At 65.4% G+C, this 19224-nt stretch carries 18 protein-coding genes; 7 read left to right on the top strand and 11 right to left on the bottom strand.

The window, feature by feature from the left end; genetic code table 11:
• Positions 1-270: 270 nt before the first annotated feature.
• The 5 genes from ACED67_RS00275 to ACED67_RS00255 form a co-directional block, all read right to left on the bottom strand.
• Positions 271-669 (bottom strand): hypothetical protein, encoded by a 399-nt coding sequence (locus ACED67_RS00275; protein ID WP_395539438.1) that lies wholly within the window; start codon positions 667-669, stop codon positions 271-273.
• Between the two features lie 126 nt (positions 670-795).
• Positions 796-927, bottom strand: a complete 132-nt coding sequence (locus tag ACED67_RS00270; RefSeq protein ID WP_395539437.1) for a hypothetical protein — start codon at positions 925-927, stop codon at positions 796-798.
• A 198-nt stretch (positions 928-1125) separates the two neighbouring features.
• Complete coding sequence (locus ACED67_RS00265) at positions 1126-1263, bottom strand: hypothetical protein (protein WP_395539436.1); 138 nt, start codon at positions 1261-1263, stop codon at positions 1126-1128.
• Positions 1264-1486: 223 nt separating this feature from the next.
• Positions 1487-1912: a DUF6497 family protein gene (locus ACED67_RS00260; protein ID WP_395539435.1), complete on the bottom strand. Its 426-nt coding sequence runs from the start codon at positions 1910-1912 to the stop codon at positions 1487-1489.
• Positions 1913-1921: 9 nt separating this feature from the next.
• The gene (locus ACED67_RS00255; protein WP_395539434.1) at positions 1922-3454 is read right to left on the bottom strand and encodes an acyl-CoA carboxylase subunit beta; all 1533 of its coding nucleotides are present in this window, start codon (positions 3452-3454) and stop codon (positions 1922-1924) included.
• Positions 3455-3768: 314 nt separating this feature from the next.
• Between ACED67_RS00255 and ACED67_RS00250 the strand changes: the two genes are divergently transcribed.
• From ACED67_RS00250 to ACED67_RS00240, 3 genes are all read left to right on the top strand, one after another.
• The gene (locus ACED67_RS00250; protein ID WP_395539433.1) at positions 3769-4122 is read left to right on the top strand and encodes a DMT family protein; all 354 of its coding nucleotides are present in this window, start codon (positions 3769-3771) and stop codon (positions 4120-4122) included.
• 65 nt (positions 4123-4187) lie between these two features.
• Complete coding sequence (locus ACED67_RS00245) at positions 4188-5402, top strand: multidrug effflux MFS transporter (protein ID WP_395539432.1); 1215 nt, start codon at positions 4188-4190, stop codon at positions 5400-5402.
• Between the two features lie 77 nt (positions 5403-5479).
• Complete coding sequence (locus ACED67_RS00240; protein WP_395539431.1) at positions 5480-6877, top strand: helix-turn-helix domain-containing protein; 1398 nt, start codon at positions 5480-5482, stop codon at positions 6875-6877.
• 281 nt (positions 6878-7158) lie between these two features.
• Here the strand turns inward: ACED67_RS00240 and ACED67_RS00235 are convergent, their stop codons facing one another.
• The 4 genes from ACED67_RS00235 to betI form a co-directional block, all read right to left on the bottom strand.
• Positions 7159-7395 carry an HP1242/YdcH family protein gene (locus tag ACED67_RS00235; protein ID WP_395539430.1) on the bottom strand — a complete coding sequence of 79 codons (237 nt, stop codon included), beginning with the start codon at positions 7393-7395 and terminating at the stop codon, positions 7159-7161.
• Positions 7396-7576: 181 nt separating this feature from the next.
• Complete coding sequence (betA, locus tag ACED67_RS00230) at positions 7577-9226, bottom strand: choline dehydrogenase (protein WP_395539429.1); 1650 nt, start codon at positions 9224-9226, stop codon at positions 7577-7579.
• The gene (locus tag ACED67_RS00225) at positions 9223-10215 is read right to left on the bottom strand and encodes a threonine ammonia-lyase (RefSeq protein ID WP_395539428.1); all 993 of its coding nucleotides are present in this window, start codon (positions 10213-10215) and stop codon (positions 9223-9225) included. Before ACED67_RS00225 ends, betA begins: the two co-directional genes overlap by 4 nt.
• Entirely contained in the window at positions 10212-10793 is a 582-nt protein-coding gene (betI, locus tag ACED67_RS00220; protein WP_395540438.1) for a choline-binding transcriptional repressor BetI, read from the bottom strand. Before betI ends, ACED67_RS00225 begins: the two co-directional genes overlap by 4 nt.
• Positions 10794-10880: 87 nt before the next feature.
• Between betI and choX the strand changes: the two genes are divergently transcribed.
• The 3 genes from choX (at position 10881) to choV (ending at position 13768) form a co-directional block, all read left to right on the top strand.
• A complete protein-coding gene (gene choX, locus ACED67_RS00215; protein ID WP_395539427.1) occupies positions 10881-11816 on the top strand; it encodes a choline ABC transporter substrate-binding protein in 936 nt (311 codons plus the stop codon).
• A gap of 66 nt (positions 11817-11882) precedes the next feature.
• The gene (choW, locus tag ACED67_RS00210) at positions 11883-12716 is read left to right on the top strand and encodes a choline ABC transporter permease subunit (protein ID WP_395539426.1); all 834 of its coding nucleotides are present in this window, start codon (positions 11883-11885) and stop codon (positions 12714-12716) included.
• Between the two features lie 5 nt (positions 12717-12721).
• Complete coding sequence (choV, locus tag ACED67_RS00205; protein ID WP_395540437.1) at positions 12722-13768, top strand: choline ABC transporter ATP-binding protein; 1047 nt, start codon at positions 12722-12724, stop codon at positions 13766-13768.
• Positions 13769-13850: 82 nt separating this feature from the next.
• On the opposite strand, the gene topA is transcribed toward choV, so the two are convergent.
• Positions 13851-16427: a type I DNA topoisomerase gene (topA, locus tag ACED67_RS00200; protein WP_395539425.1), complete on the bottom strand. Its 2577-nt coding sequence runs from the start codon at positions 16425-16427 to the stop codon at positions 13851-13853.
• Between the two features lie 125 nt (positions 16428-16552).
• Positions 16553-17722 carry a DNA-processing protein DprA gene (gene dprA, locus ACED67_RS00195; RefSeq protein ID WP_395539424.1) on the bottom strand — a complete coding sequence of 390 codons (1170 nt, stop codon included), beginning with the start codon at positions 17720-17722 and terminating at the stop codon, positions 16553-16555.
• A 216-nt stretch (positions 17723-17938) separates the two neighbouring features.
• Here dprA and ACED67_RS00190 point away from each other — a divergent pair, with 216 nt between their 5' ends.
• Positions 17939-19216 carry a 4-aminobutyrate--2-oxoglutarate transaminase gene (locus tag ACED67_RS00190; RefSeq protein ID WP_395539423.1) on the top strand — a complete coding sequence of 426 codons (1278 nt, stop codon included), beginning with the start codon at positions 17939-17941 and terminating at the stop codon, positions 19214-19216.
• Positions 19217-19224: the final 8 nt, after the last annotated feature.

Below are 19224 nucleotides of genomic sequence, written 5' to 3'. Positions count from 1 at the left end.
CAAAAGGGTTCCCTTTACCGATCACAAAATCGGCATCATCTTGCCCATCCGCAGGCGCCTGCCGCGAAAGAGGCGGCCCGGCCATGAGGGGGCCGGACCGCGACAGGGAAGAAAAGCAATCAGGAACAGGCTGCGGTGCCAGGCAGGGCCGTCCGGCGACCGCAAGATCAGACTGAACCGCGCCACAAGCCCGCGCAACGGGCAAAAGGCCCGCAGCAAAAGCCTCGGCAATCGGACGCCGGAACAGAGGAGACGGCGGCGGGAACATGCCTAGTCCTCGTCCTCTTCGTCATCCCAGTCATAGCCGGGCGCCCCTTCGGGCGGATCGAAGACATTGGGAAACGAGGCCCGCGCCCGCGCGACATCGATCTTCAGAAGCGCGTCGTAAGAGGCCGGATCGAACGGATCCTCGGCCGGCACGACCTCGCGGCCAAACAGCCAGGACAGCCGCCCGGCATCCAGATTGCCGCGCTCAAAGACCTCTTCGCCGAAATAGGACCACAGCGCCGCCAGGAAGGCCTCGTCGGCCTTGCGGTCCAGCCCCTTGCGGTCCTTGAACCGCTCGCGCCGGATGATCTTGGTCGCGCCTTCCTTGTGGTTGGCGCGGCGGATGGTGAATTGATAATCGGTGCTCGGGAGACGTCCCGGAAACCCGCGGTGCTTCAGCATGTCCTGCCCTCCTCGGGGCCTGACCGCCGGAACCGCGCCGGGCATGGCAGGGGGCGATGGCTCACCGCCCCCGCAAACCGCAGGACGGGTGCCGGCAGATCGTGCTGCCGGACCCGTCCGGCAGGATTACTTGTACTTGCCGGTGTAGGTCGGCTCGACGGTGACCGCAGCGTCATCGACGACCACGGCTTCTTCCTTCTTGGCGCAGGCAGCCAGCGTGGCGACGGCCACGAGAGCGACGATGGCGATGTTCCGCATGATATACTCCGTTCAGAATCTGTGCAGGTGGCCGCACCATATTGATGCGCACCGCCAAGGGCAAACAGCTTCGTGAAGGGATCGGCAGGCTTTTGCAGCGCGGCCGGAAATGAGCCCGAAAAAGAGCCCGGAAATGCCAAGGGGGCGGGCCGCGCGGCCGCAAGCGACCGACAGGCCCGCCCCCCGGTCTTGCTGGTCTTACTTGTACTTGCCGGTGTAGGTCGGCTCGACCGTGACGGGCTCGTCCACATAGACGACTTCGGCTTCCTTCTTGGCGCAGGCGGCCAGTGCAGCGGCGCAGGCCAGAACCAGAACGATCTGTTTGCTCTTCGACATCCTCGACTCCATCTTTCTTGGGGGGTCGCGCCGGACCAAACCGTCCGCGGCCCCCATTTTCCGAATTCGACCGCGTTTTCGCGGCCTTCCGAGACAATAGCCCAGAAATCACGCCATTGACATTGTGCCCGGCGCGGCGCGCCCGCCAGAATGCGCCCCTGTGACTCGCTTACATCAGCGACCCGCGAAATCCCGGCAAGATCAACAAGATGTAGTGGCATCTTCAAAACATCTCCCAAATGCAGGCATCGCCTTTCGGGGCATAGGCCTCGAAAAACTGCACCGCTTCGGGGGCTGCCTCGCCAAAGGGCACGGCGCGGTCGGACAGCGAGATGATGATCTGGCTTGGTGCCGGCACATTGTCCCGGACGCGCGGCAGGGCATAATCCTGGCACAGCGCCAGCATGTCATCCGCCCAGGCATCGGCCTCTCCGGCCTTCAGATCGGGGACGATAAAGCGGAACCGCGCCGCCGCGCCCTCGACCCCCGGCGCATTCATGATCACATCCAGAAGCGTCACCGCGCGGCCCGATGGCACAGCCACCGCCTCGCCCCCGGCGGCAGCGCCGGGCGCGTCCTCGTCACAGCTCGCCCCCGCCAGCAGCAGGGTGCAGGCGCAGGCAGCGGCAAGGCGGCGGATGGGCAGCATGGCAGCGCCTCAGAGCGGGATGTTGTCGTGCTTCTTCCAGGGATTGGCCAGCTTCTTGCCCCGCAGCGAGGCGAAAGCGCGGGCCACCCGGCGGCGCGTCGAACGCGGCAGGATCACCTCGTCGATGAACCCCTTCTCGGCGGCGACGAACGGGTTGGCGAAACGGCCCTCGTAATCCTTGGTCCGCTCGGCGATCTTGTCCTTGTCGGCCAATTCGCTGCGGTACAGAATTTCGACCGCGCCCTTCGCCCCCATCACCGCAATCTCGGCCGTCGGCCAGGCATAGTTGAAATCGCCGCGCAGATGCTTGGACGCCATCACGTCATAGGCGCCGCCATAGGCCTTGCGGGTGATCACCGTGACCTTGGGCACCGTGGCCTCGCCATAGGCGAAGAGAAGCTTGGCGCCATGCTTGATGACCCCGCCATATTCCTGCCCCGTGCCGGGCAGGAAGCCCGGAACGTCGACGAAAGTCAGGATCGGGATTTCGAACGCGTCGCAGAAGCGCACGAAGCGCGCGGCCTTGCGGCTGGAATCGATGTCCAGGCAGCCGGCCAGCACCATCGGCTGATTGGCGACCACGCCGGTGGTCTGGCCTTCGATGCGGATGAAGCCGGTGATGATATTGCCGGCGTAATCCTTCTGGATCTCGTAGAAATCGCCCTCGTCGGCGACCTTCACGATCAGTTCCTTCATGTCATAGGGCTGGTTCGGATTGTCCGGGATCAGCGTGTCGAGGCTGGTCTCCACCCGCTGCGGATCGTCGAAGAAGGGCCGCACCGGCGCCTTTTCGCGATTGTTCAGCGGCAGGAAGTCGAACAGCCGGCGAATCTCGACCAAGGCTTCCACGTCATTTTCAAAGGCGCCATCGGCGACCGAGGATTTCCTGGTATGGGTCGAGGCCCCGCCCAGCTCTTCGGCCGTCACCACCTCATTCGTCACCGTCTTCACCACATCGGGGCCGGTCACGAACATGTAGGAGCTGTCCTTCACCATGAAGATGAAGTCGGTCATCGCCGGCGAATAGACCGCGCCGCCCGCGCAGGGGCCCATGATGACGGAAATCTGTGGCACCACGCCCGAGGCCATGATGTTGCGCTGGAACACTTCGGCATAGCCGGCCAGCGAGGCCACACCCTCCTGGATCCGCGCGCCGCCGGAATCATTCAGCCCGATCACCGGCGCGCCGTTCTGCATCGCCATGTCCATGATCTTGCAGATCTTCTGAGCATGGGTTTCCGACAGCGACCCACCGAAGACGGTAAAATCCTGCGAAAAGACATAGACCATGCGGCCGTTGATCGTGCCCCAGCCCGTCACCACGCCATCGCCCGCGGGCCGGTCGGCCTCCATGCCGAAATCGGTGCAGCGATGGGCGACGAACATGTCGAATTCTTCGAAGGACCCCTCGTCCAGCAACAGCTCGATCCGCTCGCGCGCGGTCAGCTTGCCCTTGGCATGCTGCGCCTCGACACGCCGCGCCCCGCCGCCCGCCCGCGCCACATCGCGCCGCGCCTCAAGCTCTGCCAGAATGTCCTTCATCACGCCTCCCCCGGAATGCTGCGCAGGGCCGGCCGACCCTGAATTGCGCGCGACCATAGCGGCCCATGCTGCGCACGCAAAGCGGTGTTTGGAAAATTTGCAAATATTTCCCAAGACCTCGGTCGCGAATTGCATAATCGCGAAGACTGGCAGGCCGCACCTATCCGCTCTAATCCGTGCGGCAATGCCCTGCCCAACCCGCGTCCTCCTCTTCATCTTGGCAGAAATACCCCGCCCGGAAGGGTGCCCCCTTCCGGCCTCGCGGAAACAAGCCAAGTCCGTCGTCAAAGACCCAGTCCAACCCGAGGCCCCCGATGCCCGCGATCCCTGCCCCGCTTCTGACCATCCTTCTGCTGATCGGCTCGAATGTCTTCATGACCTTCGCCTGGTATGGCCATCTCAAGGACCGCTCCGCCCCCTTGATCACCGTGATCTTCATCAGCTGGGGCATCGCCTTCTTCGAATATTGCCTGATGGTTCCCGCGAACCGGGTGGGCTACGGCGTCTATAACGCGGCCCAGCTCAAGACCATTCAGGAAGTCGTCACCCTGACGGTCTTCGCCTTCTTCTCGACCCTTTATCTCAAGGAACCGCTGACCTGGAACCACCTGGTCGGCTTCGCCTTCATCGCGCTCGGCGCCTTCTTCATCTTCCACAAATGGTCCTGACCCGCGCCGCAGCGCGGCGTCTCCGCCCCATGGACAACAGTCGCCCAAGCCGATAGCGCGGGGGGATGGCCGCTCGCACCCGTTTTCTCGACCCGACCACCCCGCCCCATCTTGCCACGCTGATCCTGCTTGCGGGTCTCTCGGCGCTGGCGATGAACATCTTCCTGCCCTCGCTGCCCGGCATGGCCGCGTGGTTCGGCGTCAGCTACGGCACGATGCAGCAATCCGTGCCGCTCTATCTCGCGCTCTCCGCCGCCCTTCAGGTCGTGATCGGCCCCTTGGCCGACCGCTACGGACGCCGCCGTGTCCTTCAGGTCGCGCTGACCGTGTTCCTCCTGGCCACGCTCGGCACGCTTCTCGCCCCCAATGCCACGATCTTCCTGATCTGCCGCATGTTGCAGGCCGTGGTCGCGGCGGGCATGGTCCTGTCGCGCGCCATCGTGCGTGACATCACCTCGGATGCCGAGGCCGCCTCGATGATCGGCTATGTCACGATGGGGATGAGCCTGGTGCCGATGATCGGCCCGGTGATCGGCGGCTGGCTTGACCAGGCCTTCGGCTGGCAGGCCAGCTTCGCCACCCTCCTCGTCCTTGGCCTTGCCGTCACCCTGCTGGTCTGGCGCGACCTGGGCGAGACGGCCAGCCTGCGCGATACCTCGATCCTGGCGCAGTTGCGCGAATATCCCCTTCTGCTGACCTCGCAGCGCTTCTGGGGCTATTGCCTGGCCGCCGCCTTCGCCTCGGGCTGCTTCTTCGCCTATCTCGGCGGCGCGCCCTATGTCGGCAATCAGGTCTTCGGGCTGGACAGTTTCCATGTCGGCATGCTCTTCGCGCTGACCGCCGTCGGCTATGCGATGGGCAATTTCATCGCCGGGCGGTTTTCCACCCGCATCGGCATGAACCGAATGATCCTGCTCGGCACCGCCGCCACCACGGCGGGGCTTGGCCTTCTGACCCTCTTCACCCTTCTCGGTCTGTCGCATCCGGTCGTCTTCTTCGGCCTCACCGTGCCCATGGGCCTGGGCAATGGCATGGCGCTGCCGAATGCCAATGCCGGCATCCTTTCGGTCCGTCCGCATCTTGCCGGTTCAGCCTCGGGGCTGGGCGGCGCGATCATGATCGGCGGTGGCGCGGCGCTGGCCTCGCTGGCGGGCGCCCTTCTCACCCCCGGCTCCACCGAACTGCCCCTGATCCTGCTGATGCTCGCCTCTTCGATCGCCTCCATGGCCGCGATCGTCTGGGTCCTGCGCCGCGCCCGCCGCATCGGCCTGCCCGCCTGATTTTCGCCCGGCAGCCCCCGCCTCTTGACGTCCGCTTTGCAAAGTTGTTGATCTCTTTGCAAAGCGGGGGAGCAGCCATGGCCAGCCAGAAACTCTATGCCGGCGTCAAGCTGCGCGAGATCCGTGCCCGGCTGTCGCTGACGCAAAAGGCTTTTGCCGACCGTCTGGGTGTCTCTCTGCCCTATCTGAACCAGATGGAGAACAACCACCGCCCGGTCTCGGCCGCCGTGGTCCTCGCGCTGGCGCAGGAATTCGGCCTTGACGTCACCGAACTGACCGTCGGCGAAAGCGAGCGCCTCGTCTCGGACATGCGCGAGGCGCTGGCCGACCCGGTCTTCACCTCCGGCACCCCGCCCCTGGCCGATCTGCGCCTGGCCGCCTCCAACGCCCCGGCCCTGGCCCGCGCCTTTCTTGACCTGCACCGCGCCTATCGCCAAAGCCATGAACGCCTCGCCTCGCTGGACGAGGCGCTTGGCCGCGAGGATGCCGCCCTCAAACCCAGCCCCTGGGAAGAGGTCCGCGACTTCTTCCATTATTGCGACAACTATCTCGACGCCGTCGACCGCGCCGCCGAACATTTCGCGATGCCCGGCGGCCAGAGGCGCGACGTGGCGCAACTGGCCGAGGAAACCCTGCGGCGCCAGGGCGTCACGCTCGCCTACAAGGATATTCCCGGCATCCGCGCCTATGATCCTGCCGCGAAGAAACTGGAAATCTCGGGCCGCGCCCAATCGCCCACCCGCCGCTTCCAGCTTCTGCACCAGCTTGCCCTGATCACCCAGAACCCGCTTCTGGAAGCGACCCTCGACCTCGCCCGATTTTCCACGCCCGAGGCACGCGGCATCGCCAAGATCGGGCTGGCGAATTACTTCGCCGGGGCCGCCCTTCTGCCCTATCGCGCCTTTCTCGACGCCGCGCGCGAGACGCGCCATGACCTTGAGCGCTTGGCCGACCTCTTCGGTGCCTCGATCGAACAGGTCGCCCACCGCCTGTCCACCCTGCAACGTCCCGGCGCCAAGGGGATTCCCTTCTTCTTCGTCCGCGTCGATCAGGCCGGCACGATCACCAAGCGCCATTCGGCCACCCGCCTGCAATTCGCCCGCTTCGGCGGCGCCTGCCCGCTGTGGAACGTCCACCGCGCCTTTGAAACCCCCGGTCAGTTCCTGCGCCAGCTGGCCGAAACCCCCGATGGCGTGCGCTACCTCTGCCTGTCGCGCGATGTCGCGAAACCCGCAGGCGCCTATCTGGCCCCCGTCCGCCGCTATGCCATCGGCCTTGGCTGCGAGGTCCAGCATGCCGGTGAACTGGTCTATTCCGACGGCCTAGACCTCAAGGGCCGGTTCGAACCCATCGGCATCTCCTGCCGCATCTGCGAACGTCCGAATTGCCACCAACGCTCGGTCCCGCCGCTGGAACGCCGCCTGCAGGTGAACCCCGACCGGCGGGACACCCTGCCTTACGAGATCGCGGATTGAGGTCCAGAAACGCGCCGTCGCGTGTTAGAGAGGCCTGCACTCAGTTCAATCAGCGGCCCAGATCGTCCGAGCGGATCAGTTGGCACCCGCAATTGTCTAGAGGGGCGTCCATCGTCCCGCCCGCGCCATCATCGCCGCCAGGCGGCGACCGAGCCGCGCTCATCTGCCAGAAACGGGACCTCCGCGCGGCTCACTCGGCAACGCAACTTCCCCCTTCTTCTGCTCAAAATATCCCAAGAGCGGTCCGGGGGTGTGAAACCCCCGGGGGTCAGCCGCCGGCGTTACGCCCGCAATGCGGCGGCGATGGCGTCTTTCACCCGCGCCCGCTGCTTGCGCAGGGCCTCTTCATGTTCCTCGGACACAGCATCCACCCGCGTCTCGGCGCGGTGAACCTTGTCATTCACCTCGTCATATTCCTGCAACAGCCGCGCGAAACGGGCGTCGCTGCCCTTGAGCGCGCTGATCTTCGCGGCCTCGCCGGGGAATTCGTCCTGAAGCGTGTGCGGCGTATTGGCCATGGCCTTCTCCTTTGCCTTCGGTTCGAGGCTACCCTCGCCCCTAGGCCTGCCGCAGACCTTGATCCCGGTCAAGTTCGGCGCATTTTGCGGGCAAAAAACGGAAGACGTTGGCAAGACAATCGGAAGACGTTTGCAAGACGCCAGAATCAAACGATCTCAGCGGCTTATACCCTCGCATGCCTCAGCGTTGTGCCACACGCCAATCCGGGTTTATCCAGGGTTCCAGGTTCGACGCAGGCAGTGGGTCGCGGCCAAGGATATGGTCCGCCGCTTTCTCGCCCACCATGATCGACGGCCCGTTCAGATTGCCATTCGTCACCTGCGGAAAGACCGAGCTGTCGGCCAGCCGCAGCCCCTCGACCCCGATGACGCGCGCCTGCGGATCGACCACCGACATCGGGTCGCTGGCCCTGCCCATCCGCGCCGTGCCGCAGGGGTGATAGGCGCTTTCGACATGTTCGCGCAGGAAATCGTCAAGCTGGGCATCCGTCTCAACCCCTTGACCGGGCTGGATTTCCGATTTGACGAAGGGCTTCATCGCGTCCTGGCCGAATATCTCGCGCGTCAGGCGGATGCAGGCGCGGAAGTCTTCCCAGTCGGACGGATCGGACATGTAGTTGAAGCGGATGACCGGCGCATCCTCGGGGCGCGCGGACCGCAGCGTGACCGACCCGCGCGATTTCGACCGCATCGGCCCGACATGGGTCTGAAAGCCATGGCCCTCCGCCGCCGCCTTGCCGTCGTAACGCACGGCGATGGGCAGGAAATGATATTGGATATCGGGATATTCCACCCCGGCCTTGGACCGGATGAAGGCGCAGGCCTCGAACTGGTTCGACGCCCCAAGCCCGCCCCCGGTCAGCAACCACTGCGCGCCGACCCAGGCTTTTCCGAACAAATTCCAGTATTTATACAGGGTCACCGGCTGAAGCGCGGCGAATTGCATGTAGATTTCCAGATGGTCCTGCAGGTTCTGCCCCACGCCCGCGCGGTCGGCCAGCACCTCGATCCCATGTTCGCGCAGATGCGCCGCGGGCCCGATCCCCGACAGCATCAACAGCTTGGGCGAATTCAGCGACGAGGCCGCCAGGATCACCTCCCGCGCCGCCTTGATCACCCGGATCCCGTCCCGCGCCGCGATCTCGACCCCCACCGCGCGGCGGCCCTCGAAGACGACCTTTCGCGCAAGCCCGCGGACAATCTGGACATTTCCGGTCTTCATCGCCGGTTTCAGATAGGCATTGGCCGCCGACCAGCGCCGCCCGCGCCAGATCGTCGCCTCCATCGGGCCAAAGCCCTCCTGTTGCTCGCCATTGTAATCGGCCGTCACCGGATAGCCGGCCTGCCGCCCGCTTTCGATGAACGCGTTGAACAGCGGATTGTGGCGCGGCCCGCGCGTGATGTGCAGCGGGCCGTTCGCGCCGCGCCAGTCCGGCCCCTGCCCGCCATGGCTGTGCTCCATCCGCTTGAAATAGGGCAGCACATCGGCATACGACCAGCCATCCGCCCCCATCTCGGCCCAGGTGTCATAGTCGCGGGCATGCCCGCGCACATAGACCATGCCGTTGATGCTTGAGGAACCGCCGATCACCTTGCCGCGCGGCGTGGCCAGCGTGCGGCCACCCAGATACGGCTCCGGCTCGCTGCGATAGCCCCAGTCGTAGAGGCCCATATTCATCGGATAGGACAGGGCACCGGGCATCTGGATGAACGGCCCCGCATCCGAGCCGCCATGTTCGATCACCATCACCCGCTTGCCCGCCTCGGCCAGCCGATAGGCCATGGCGCAGCCCGCCGAACCCGCGCCGACAATCACATAATCCGCATTCATGCTTGTTCTGCCTGAAGAATTTCCGCGAAACGGTCAAAGGGGATGTTGCCGCCCGTGGCGAAGACCAACACCGTCCTGCCCGTCACCTGCACCTTGCCCGCCAGCACCGCCGCCAGCGCCACCGCGCCCGAAGGCTCAAGCACCAGCTTCAACGTCTCGAAGGCCACGCGCAGCGCCTGCCGTACTTCGGCATCGTTGACCGTCAGCCCCTTCACCCCCGCCGCCTGCGCCGCCGCAAAGGGCGCGGCGCCAGGCATGGTGGCCTGAAGCGCATCGCAAAGCGTGGCGCCGCCATCGACCTTCAGCCGCGCGCCTTCTGCAAGCGACCTGCCCATGCCGTCATAGCCGGCAGGCTCCACCGCCCAAATCTCTGCCGCCGGATTTGCCGCGCGCACCGCCAGCGCCACGCCGCCCATCAGCCCGCCACCGCCCACCGGGCAAAGAACGATATCGGGCGCGCAACCCAGTTGCTCCATCGCCTCCAGCGCCGCCCCGGCCTGCCCGGCCACGATGCGCGGATCATCGAACGGGTGCAGCAGGACAAGCCCCTGATCGGCCGCGATTTTCTGCGCCAGCGCCGAGGCCACCTCTTCGCGCGGGCGCTCGCCATGCTCGGACAGAACCACCCGCGCGCCGAAACCCTCGGTGGCGCGGCGCTTCATCTCGGGGGCGTCCACCGGCATGACGATGGTCACCGGCACCCCCATCTCGCGCCCCGCCGCAGCAAGGCCCTGGGCGAAATTGCCCGAGGAATAGGCCACAACGCCGCGCGCTTTTTCGGCCTCCGACAGACAGGCCAGCCGCCACCACGCGCCACGCAGCTTGAAGCTGCCTGCGCGCTGAAGGTTCTCGGCCTTGACCCACAGCCCGGCGGCGCCGATCTGCGCCGCAAGGCCCGGCGCATCCAGAAGCGGCGTGACCCGTGACGCTTTGCGCGTCTCGGCATAGGCGGCGGCAAGTTCATCCGGGCCAGGAAGATCGCTGCTCATCTCTTTGTCCCCAAAGTGGTCTTAAGATAGGACAGCGCCACGGACACCGCCGCCGCCCCATCCGGGGCGCCGGTTTTCAGCACTTCGCGCAGATACAGCCCGTCGATCAGCGCACCCAGGCCATCGGCCACTTCCCCGGCGCGCTCGCCCGCCATCGGCCGCAAGGCCGACAGAAGGTTCGACCGCAGCCGCCCCTGATAAATCGCCAGAAGCCGCCGCGCCTGCGGTTGCGATTGCGCCAGGACCCAGAAATTCAGCCAGGCCCCCACCGCCTCGCGCCGGAAATTGCCGGGGCTGAAAGACGCCCGCAGAATCGCCCGCAGCCGGCCCTCGGCCCCTTCGGCCACTGCCAGGGCGCCGCGCACCTCGGCCCCATAGAGCGTCAGGATATGGCGCATCGCGGCGAGGAACATCTCTTCCTTCGAACCGAAATAGTGATGCGCCAGCGCCGCCGACATCCCCGCCCGCTTGGCGATCTGGCTGACCGTCACGTCCAGGGACCCTGCCCGCCCGATCTCGACGATCGCGGCTTTGACCAGGGCTTCCTTTCGGATAGGCTCCATTCCAAGCTTCGGCATATCGGACACTCAACAATTTGCTTGCTTTTCCGGTGAAGCACGAAGTTTATTGACTCGTCAATCAACAAAAAATGACAGGGGGATTCCATGTCTGTCCGTTCCGCACTTTTGACCAGCGCCGTAACCTTCGCCCTGGCCGGGTCCGCCTTTGCCGAGGGCTGTGACAAGATCGTCTTCTCCGATGTGGGCTGGACCGACATCACCGCCACCACCGCCGCAACCAGCCTTGTGCTGAACGCGCTTGGCTATGAAACCGAGACGCAGATGCTGGCGGTGCCGGTGACCTATGAGGCGATGGCCTCGGGCGATGTCGACGTCTTCCTGGGCAACTGGATGCCGACGATGGAATCGAACATCGCCCCCTATCTGGAAGCCAAGACCGTCGATTCCGTCCGCGCGAACCTTGAAGGCGCGAAATACACGCTGGCCACCAACGAGGCCGGCGCCGCCGCCGGGATCAAGGATTTTGCCGATATCGCCACCCATGCCGATGCGCTCGAGAAGCAGATCTACGGCATCGAGGCCGGCAATGACGGCAACAAGATGATCCTCGACATGATCGACAAGGATGCCTTCGGGCTCAAGGCCGCCGGGGTGGAACTGGTTGAAAGCTCGGAACAGGGCATGTTGGCCGAAGTTGAAAAGCACGATGGCGCGGGCAAGCCGATCGTCTTCCTGGGCTGGGAACCCCACCCGATGAACGCCAATTTCAAGATGACCTACCTGACCGGAGGCGATGATTTCTTCGGGCCGAATTTCGGTGGCGCCACGGTCTATACCAACACCCGGGGCGGCTATGTCGCGGAATGCCCGAACCAGGGCAAGCTGCTCACGAACCTCGTCTTCTCGCTGGCGATGGAGAACGAGATCATGGGCGCGATCCTGAACGACGCCACCGATCCGTCGGTGGCCGCCAAGACCTGGCTTGCCGCCCATCCCGATGCCTGGAAGCCCTGGCTGGACGGCGTCACCACAAAGGATGGCGGCGATGCCGTGGCCGCGGTGGAAGCCGCGCTGAAGTAAGCCAAATCAAACGGCCCCGGAGCGAGCTTCGGGGCCTTTTTTTTGTGACAGCGGCGGGGCGCGCGCATGGATTTTTTGACGGCCTGGAAGATTCCGGTCGGGGCCTGGGCAAAGGCCGTTTTCGACTGGATGAAGGCCAATCTCACCTTCTTGTTTGACGGGATCTCGGCCACGCTCGAGGCAATGATCGGCGGGATCCTCTGGCTTTTGCAGGCACCGCCGCCGCTTTTGGTGATTGCGGTCTTCGTGGCGCTGACCTGGGTCTTGCAGCGCAGCTGGAAGCTGTGTCTCGGCGTCGCCCTGGGGTTTCTGTTCATCGTCAACCAGGGCTACTGGAAGGAAACCACCGAAAGCCTGACGCTGATCCTGGCGGCCTGCGTGGTCTGCATGGGTCTGGGCGTGCCGATCGGCATCGCCGCAGCGCATCGGCCCCGGCTCTATTCGGCGCTGAGCCCGGTTCTGGACCTGATGCAGACCCTGCCGACCTTCGTCTATCTGATCCCGGCCATCGTCTTCTTCGGCACCGGCCTGGTGCCCGGCCTGATCGCCACGGTGATCTTCGTGCTGCCCGCGCCGATCCGGCTCACGCATCTCGGCATTTCCTCCACCCCCCCTGCGCTGACCGAAGCGGTCACCGCCTTTGGCGCGACGCCCCGGCAGAAGCTGTGGAAGGCCGAACTGCCCTGGGCACTGCCGCAGATCATGGCGGGGCTGAACCAGACCATCATGCTGTCGCTGTCGATGGTGGTGATCTCGTCCATGGTGGGGGCCAAGGGCCTGGGCAACCCGGTGATGCGGGCCCTGGCCAATGTCGATGCCGCCAAGGGCTTTGAATCCGGTTTCGTCATCGTGGTGGTGGCGATCATCCTTGACCGTATGCTGCGGGTGTCGCGGAAATGACCATGATGAGCGATCCTGCCGCCACGCAAGGGCTGGCCGTCCGTTTCGACAATGTCTCGATCGTCTTCGGCGATCAGCCCGAGCGCGCCCTGCCCCTGATGGATCAGGGGCAAAGCCGGGCCGAGGTGCAACAGGCGACCGGGCAGGTCCTGGGCGTGCATGACTGCAATCTCGACGTGGCCGAGGGCGAGATCCTTGTGCTGATGGGCCTGTCCGGCTCAGGTAAATCCACGCTTCTGCGGGCGGTGAACGGGCTGAACCCGGTCTGTCGCGGCGCGGTCCATGTCTGCGACGGCAATGTGCTGGTCGATGCCACCCATGCCGATGCCGCCTCGTTGCGCCGCATCCGCCAGCGCCGCGTCGCCATGGTGTTCCAGCAATTCGGTCTGCTGCCCTGGCGCACCGTGCGCGAGAATGTCGGACTCGGGCTGGAACTGGCCGGCGTGCCGGTCCGCGAACGCGCCACGCGGGTCGATGCGCAGCTTGCGCTGGTGAACCTGACGCAATGGGCAGACCGCAAGGTGGGCGAATTGTCGGGCGGCATGCAGCAGCGCGTCGGCCTTGCCCGCGCCTTCGCCACCGAAGCGCCGATCTTGCTGATGGACGAGCCCTTCTCGGCCCTCGACCCGCTGATCCGCGCCAAGTTGCAAGATGAGCTGCTGGCCCTGCAACGCACGCTGAAACGCACGATCATCTTCGTCAGCCACGATCTGGACGAGGCCTTCAAGATCGGCAACCGCATCGCGTTGATGGAGGGCGGGCGCATCGTGCAATGCGGCACCGCGCGTGAGATCATCGCCAATCCGGTATCGGACTATGTGGCGGATTTCGTGGCTCATATGAACCCGCTGGGCGTGCTGACGGCCCGCGACGTGATGGGGCCGGGCACGGCGCCGGACGCGGCCGGGGTCGAGGCAGAGACCTCGGTCAAGGCGGTGATGGAGCGCTTTCAGGCCGGGGCCGAGGCGCTGCGCGTCACTGAGGATGGGCGTGAAATTGGGGTGATCCGCGCCGCCGATGTGATGGGCAAGCTCTTGAATCCGCGCGGATAGCGCCGACTAGGTCATCGCGTCATGCGCGCGTCGCTTGTTTTCCACGAGAAGTGCAGGAAGTCTTCGACGCGCGCATGCAAAGTCAGGCCTGCGCCGCCTTCTTGGCCACCGGCTTCTTGGCGGCCGCTTTCTTCGCCGGGGCCTTCTTGGCCGTCGGTTTCGCCGCCGCCTTCTTCGCCGGCTTCTTGCCCGACTTGCCGGCTTTCTCGGCGATCAGCGCCAGCGCCTCTTCCAGCGTCACCGCTTCGGGGGCCAGGTCCTTGGGCAGGGTCGCATTGACCTTTTCCCATTTCACATAGGGTCCGTAGCGGCCGGGCATGACCTGCACCGCGCCGCCTTCGGGGTGATCGCCCAGCACCTTCAGCGGCTCGGCCGCAGCCCCCCGCGCGCCCTTGCCGCCGCGCGCGGCCTTTTGCGCCAGAACCTCGACCGCACGGTTCATGCCGATGGTGAAGACCTCTTCGACATCGGGAATATTGGCATAGACCGCGCCATGCTTGACATAGGGGCCGAAGCGCCCGATCCCGGCCTCGACCGGCTGGGCATCCTCGGGGTGGCTGCCGATCAGCCGCGGCAGCGCCAGCAGGTCAAGCGCACGCTCCAGCGTCAGGCTGTCGGCCGACCAGCCCTTGGGCAGGCTGGCGCGGTCGGGCTTGGGCTGGGCCTCGGTGGCTTCGCCACGCTGGATATAGGGGCCAAAGCGCCCGGCGCGCAGCGTGATGTCATTGCCCGCCGCATCCTGGCCGAGAACCCGACCATCGGCGGACCCACCTTCGGCATCGCCGCCAAGGGGCCGGGTGTAGCGGCATTCGGGATAATTGCCGCAGCCGATGAAGGCGCCGCCCGACCGCGCGGTCTTCAGATGCAGGCGACCCGAGCCACAGGTCGGGCAGACGCGCGGATCGCCGCCATCGGCACGCGGTGGATAAAGATGAGGCGCCAGAAAATCGTCGATCTTTTCCAGTACCTCGCCGATGCGCAGATCGGCGGTCTCCGCCACGGCGGCCGAGAAATCGCGCCAAAACCGCGCAAGCACTTCCTTGTAGTTCCGCTCGCCCGCCGAAACGTCATCCAGTTCGGTCTCAAGATCGGCGGTGAAGTCATATTCGACATAGCGGTGGAAGAAATTCGACAGGAAAGCCGTGACCAGCCGCCCCTTGTCTTCCGGGATCAGCCGGTTCTTGTCCTTCCGCACATATTCGCGGTCGACAATCGTGGACAGGACCGAGGCATAGGTCGAAGGCCGGCCGATGCCCAGCTCCTCCATCCGCTTCACCAGCGTGGCTTCGGTATAGCGCGGCGGGGGCTGGGTGAAATGCTGCTCGGGCGCGACAGACCGCTTGTCCACCGCTTCGCCCTGCATGATCTGCGGCAGGCGACCCTCATCCTCGCCATCCTCGTCGCGGCTTTCGTCATAGACCTTGAGGAAGCCGTCGAACAAGACGACCTGGCCATTGGCGCGCAGCACCACCTGGCCATCGGCGCTGGCGACATCCACCGCCGTGCGTTCCATCCGAGCCGCCGCCATCTGGCTGGCCAGGGTGCGCTTCCAGATCAGGTCATAGAGCTTGCGCTGGTCATCCTCGGCCCGGATCTTGTCGGGCGACAGGGCCATATCGGTGGGGCGGATGCATTCATGCGCTTCCTGCGCATTCTTGGCCTTGTTCTTGTACATGCGCGGCGCGTCAGGGACATAGGCCTTGCCGAAGCGGCTTTCGATCTCGGCCCGCGCGGCCATCACGGCTTCGGGCGCCATGTCGATGCCATCGGTCCGCATATAGGTGATGTGCCCGGCTTCATAGAGCCGCTGGGCGGCATTCATGCATTGCTTGGCGCCCATGCCGTATTTGCGGCTGGCTTCCTGCTGCAAGGTCGAGGTCATGAAGGGCGGCCAAGGGTTGCGCGTCGCGGGTTTCGATTCCACGCCAGCAACCGTCAATGTCCGCGAAGTGACAGCCTTGACCGCCAGCTCCGCCGCCTCGGCGGTGGGAATGTCGAATTTCTGCAGTTTCTTGCCGCCAAGGCTGACCAGCCCCGCCTCGAATTCCTGCCCCCTTGGCGTGACCAGCACCGCCTTCACCGTCCAATATTCCTGGGCACGGAAAGCCTCGATCTCCATCTCGCGCTCGACGATCAGGCGCAGGCAGACCGATTGCACGCGACCGGCCGATTTCGCGCCGGGCAGTTTGCGCCAGAGGACGGGCGACAGCGTGAAGCCGACAAGGTAATCCAGCGCACGGCGGGCGAGATAGGCCTCGACCAGCGGCGTGTCGATGTCGCGCGGTTCCTTCATCGCCTTGGTCACCGCATCCTTGGTGATGGCGTTGAAGGTGACGCGGGCAACCGTCTTGCCCTTCTTGAGGCTCGAGGCGAGCGCCTCTTTCAGATGCCAGGAAATCGCCTCGCCCTCGCGATCGGGGTCGGTGGCAAGGATCAGGCTGTCATCGGATTTCAGCGCCTCGGCAATGGCGCGGACATGCTTTTTCGACTCGGCCGCGACCTCCCAGGTCATGCCGAAATCATGCTCGGTATCGACCGAACCATCCTTGGCGGGCAGGTCGCGGACATGACCGTAAGAGGCAAGAACCGTATAGTCGGAACCAAGATATTTGTTGATTGTCTTGGCCTTGGCCGGAGATTCGACAACGACGACTGGCATGAATCCCTGTTCCCGATAAGCCTGACAATGGCGGGGCACCATGTGGGGCAGACCGGCGGAATGTCAACCGCAGGGCGCAGAATGCGGCGTCTGGCCCCGGTCTGGCATCCCCGACCCGGGTGTCTTTACCCGCGGGATAGAAGCCCGCCGGGGGCGCGGCGGATCTGGCCATCAAGTTCCAGAGCCAGGATCTCGGGCGCAAGCTGTGCGCTGGGAAGGGCAAGGTCACGGATCAACTGGTCTTCGGCCAGGGGACTTGGACCCAGCCGATCAAGGATCAACCGGTGCAAAGCGGCACTCTCGGCCAGCGGGCGGTTCTGCGGCGCGGGACCGGGCAAGACGCACTGGCCGGGAAGCGCCGCTTCAGGCAGGACTTCGCCCGTCTCCTCGGCCGCGGCCCCGGCATGGCCCAGCACCTCCAGCACATCGGCCGGGCTGCGCACCAGTGTCGCGCCGTCGCGGATCAGCATGTTGCAACCGGCGGCGCGGGCATCGAAGGGGTGGCCCGGCACGGCCAGAACCTCGCGCCCCTGATCCAGCGCCATGCGGGCGGTGATCAGGCTGCCAGACCGCGCCGCAGCCTCGACCACCACGACCGCATGCGACAGGCCCGCGACGATGCGGTTGCGCTGCGGAAAATGGCGGGTCTGCGGCTGAAGGCCCGGCGGGTGTTCGGAGAGCAGCAGCCCCCGCGCACGGATTTCGCCCGCCAGCGCGCCATTCTCCTCGGGATAGATCACATCGACCCCGCCCGCCTGCACGGCCAGCGTGCCGGTGGCCAATGCCGCCATATGCGCCTCGGAATCCACGCCCCGCGCCAGTCCCGACACCACACCATAGCCCGCCTGCCCCAGCCCCTCGGCCAGACGCCGTGCCATGCGCACGCCCAGCGACGAGGCATTGCGGGCGCCGACGATGGCGACCATCGGGCGCGCCAGCAGGGCGGCATCCCCCAGAAGCCACAGCACGGGTGGCGCATCAGGAAGCGCGGCCAGCAAGGCAGGGTAGGCCGGCTCGCCATGGCAGAGCATCGCAGCCCCCAGTTTGCGCGCGGCCTGAACTTCGGCCAGCGCAACACCAGGCGGGCAGCATTGGTAATCGCTGACGCCCGCCGCCCGTGCCACATCGGGCAAGGCGGCCAGTGCCGCCCGGGCCCCTCCATGTTCGGCCATCAGGCGGTGAAAGGTCACCGCACCGACGCGGCGGGAGCGAACAAGACGAAGCCGATCGAGGCGATCTTCCTCCGTCAAGGGTGCAGTGGGGTGTGTGGGGTCCGAAAGCCGACCATCTGCCATAACCGTCCCCGCCTTGTCCGCGACTCGCAGATTGCGCCGTATCTGGTTAATGCTTGGTAAACCGCGCCGCTTCTGTTCCCTCGCAATGCCCCAAGCCTGAGCACTGGACTTGGCGAAACGCCCGGTCTGGCCTCATGCCGCGATTGAACGCCGTCGCGAAGTTTGATCAAATAGCGCATGACGGAGCATATCGCCCCAGCCCGAGAGGAATCTGCCATGAAGAACGCCGAAGTTGCCAAGCGCCGCGATGACGCGGTCTCGCGCGGGGTGGGCATGACCACCCAGATCTATGCCGACCGGGCGTTGAACTCGGAAATCTGGGATATCGAGGGCAACCGCTATATCGACTTCGCTGCCGGCATCGCCGTGGTGAACACCGGCCATTGCCATCCCAAGGTCATGGCAGCCGTGGCCGAACAGATGGGCCGCTTCACCCATACCTGCCATCAAGTCCTGCCCTATGAGAATTACATCCGCCTCGCCGAGCGCCTGAACGAGAAGGTGCCGGGCAACTGGAAGAAGAAGACGATTTTCGCCACGACCGGCGCGGAAGCGGTGGAAAATGCGGTCAAGATCGCCCGCGTCGCCACCGGACGCAACGCGGTCATCGCCTTTGGCGGCGCCTTCCACGGCCGGACTTTCATGGGCATGACGCTGACCGGCAAGGTCGAACCCTACAAGAAGGGCTTCGGCACGATGATGCCCGATGTCTTCCATGTGCCCTATCCGCAGGAAGTGCACGGCATCTCGACCGCGCAGGCGATGGAAGGCATCACCAAGCTGTTCAAGGCCGATGTCGACCCGGCCCGCGTCGCCGCGATCATCCTTGAGCCGGTACAGGGTGAAGGCGGCTTCTACCCTGCGCCCACCGACCTGATGAAGGCGGTGCGCAAGCTGTGCGACGAGCATGGCATCGTGATGATCGCCGACGAGGTGCAGACCGGATTCGCCCGCACCGGCACGATGTTCGCCATGCAGGCCCATGGCGTCGCCGCCGACATCACCTGCATGGCCAAGGGTCTGGGCGGCGGTCTGCCGATCTCGGCCGTCACCGGCCGCGCCGATCTGATGGATGCCAGCCAGCCGGGCGGGCTTGGCGGCACCTATGCCGGGAACCCGCTGGGCGTTGCGGCGGCCAATGCCGTTCTCGACGTGATCGAGGAAGAAGACCTCTGCGCCCGCGCCAACGAGCTGGGCTCGCGGCTGAAGCAGAAGCTGGAAAGCCTGCGCGCCACCACGCCCGAGATCATGGATATCCGCGGTCCGGGCTTCATGGTCGCGGTGGAATTCGGCAAGCCGGGCAGCAAGGAGCCGGATGCGGGCTTCACCGGCCGGGTGCGCGTCGAAGCGCTGAAGCGCGGGCTGATCCTGCTGACCTGCGGCGTCTATGGCAATGTGATCCGCTTCCTTGCGCCCTTGACCATTCCCGAGGCGCATTTCGCCGAGGCAATGGCCATTCTGGAAGAGGCGGTAGCGGCGGCCCGGGCGGGCTGAGGCCGCTT

It is taken from the genome of Neotabrizicola paludis (genome assembly GCF_044142105.1).
In the GTDB taxonomy this organism is placed as follows: domain Bacteria; phylum Pseudomonadota; class Alphaproteobacteria; order Rhodobacterales; family Rhodobacteraceae; genus Pseudogemmobacter.
This window is presented reverse-complemented; position numbering and strand designations above follow the sequence as displayed.

Bases quoted from the DNA above. Each gene is read 5' to 3' on its own strand.
- ACED67_RS00275 (WP_395539438.1), bottom strand. From the start codon at position 669: ATGCTGAAGCACCGCGGGTTTCCGGGACGTCTCCCGAGCACCGATTAT.
- ACED67_RS00270 (WP_395539437.1), bottom strand. From the start codon at position 927: ATGCGGAACATCGCCATCGTCGCTCTCGTGGCCGTCGCCACGCTGGCT.
- ACED67_RS00265 (WP_395539436.1), bottom strand. From the start codon at position 1,263: ATGTCGAAGAGCAAACAGATCGTTCTGGTTCTGGCCTGCGCCGCTGCA.
- ACED67_RS00260 (WP_395539435.1), bottom strand. From the start codon at position 1,912: ATGCTGCCCATCCGCCGCCTTGCCGCTGCCTGCGCCTGCACCCTGCTG.
- ACED67_RS00255 (WP_395539434.1), bottom strand. From the start codon at position 3,454: ATGAAGGACATTCTGGCAGAGCTTGAGGCGCGGCGCGATGTGGCGCGG.
- ACED67_RS00250 (WP_395539433.1), top strand. From the start codon at position 3,769: ATGCCCGCGATCCCTGCCCCGCTTCTGACCATCCTTCTGCTGATCGGC.
- ACED67_RS00245 (WP_395539432.1), top strand. From the start codon at position 4,188: ATGGCCGCTCGCACCCGTTTTCTCGACCCGACCACCCCGCCCCATCTT.
- ACED67_RS00240 (WP_395539431.1), top strand. From the start codon at position 5,480: ATGGCCAGCCAGAAACTCTATGCCGGCGTCAAGCTGCGCGAGATCCGT.
- ACED67_RS00235 (WP_395539430.1), bottom strand. From the start codon at position 7,395: ATGGCCAATACGCCGCACACGCTTCAGGACGAATTCCCCGGCGAGGCC.
- betA (WP_395539429.1), bottom strand. From the start codon at position 9,226: ATGAATGCGGATTATGTGATTGTCGGCGCGGGTTCGGCGGGCTGCGCC.
- ACED67_RS00225 (WP_395539428.1), bottom strand. From the start codon at position 10,215: ATGAGCAGCGATCTTCCTGGCCCGGATGAACTTGCCGCCGCCTATGCC.
- betI (WP_395540438.1), bottom strand. From the start codon at position 10,793: ATGCCGAAGCTTGGAATGGAGCCTATCCGAAAGGAAGCCCTGGTCAAA.
- choX (WP_395539427.1), top strand. From the start codon at position 10,881: ATGTCTGTCCGTTCCGCACTTTTGACCAGCGCCGTAACCTTCGCCCTG.
- choW (WP_395539426.1), top strand. From the start codon at position 11,883: ATGGATTTTTTGACGGCCTGGAAGATTCCGGTCGGGGCCTGGGCAAAG.
- choV (WP_395540437.1), top strand. From the start codon at position 12,722: ATGAGCGATCCTGCCGCCACGCAAGGGCTGGCCGTCCGTTTCGACAAT.
- topA (WP_395539425.1), bottom strand. From the start codon at position 16,427: ATGCCAGTCGTCGTTGTCGAATCTCCGGCCAAGGCCAAGACAATCAAC.
- dprA (WP_395539424.1), bottom strand. From the start codon at position 17,722: ATGGCAGATGGTCGGCTTTCGGACCCCACACACCCCACTGCACCCTTG.
- ACED67_RS00190 (WP_395539423.1), top strand. From the start codon at position 17,939: ATGAAGAACGCCGAAGTTGCCAAGCGCCGCGATGACGCGGTCTCGCGC.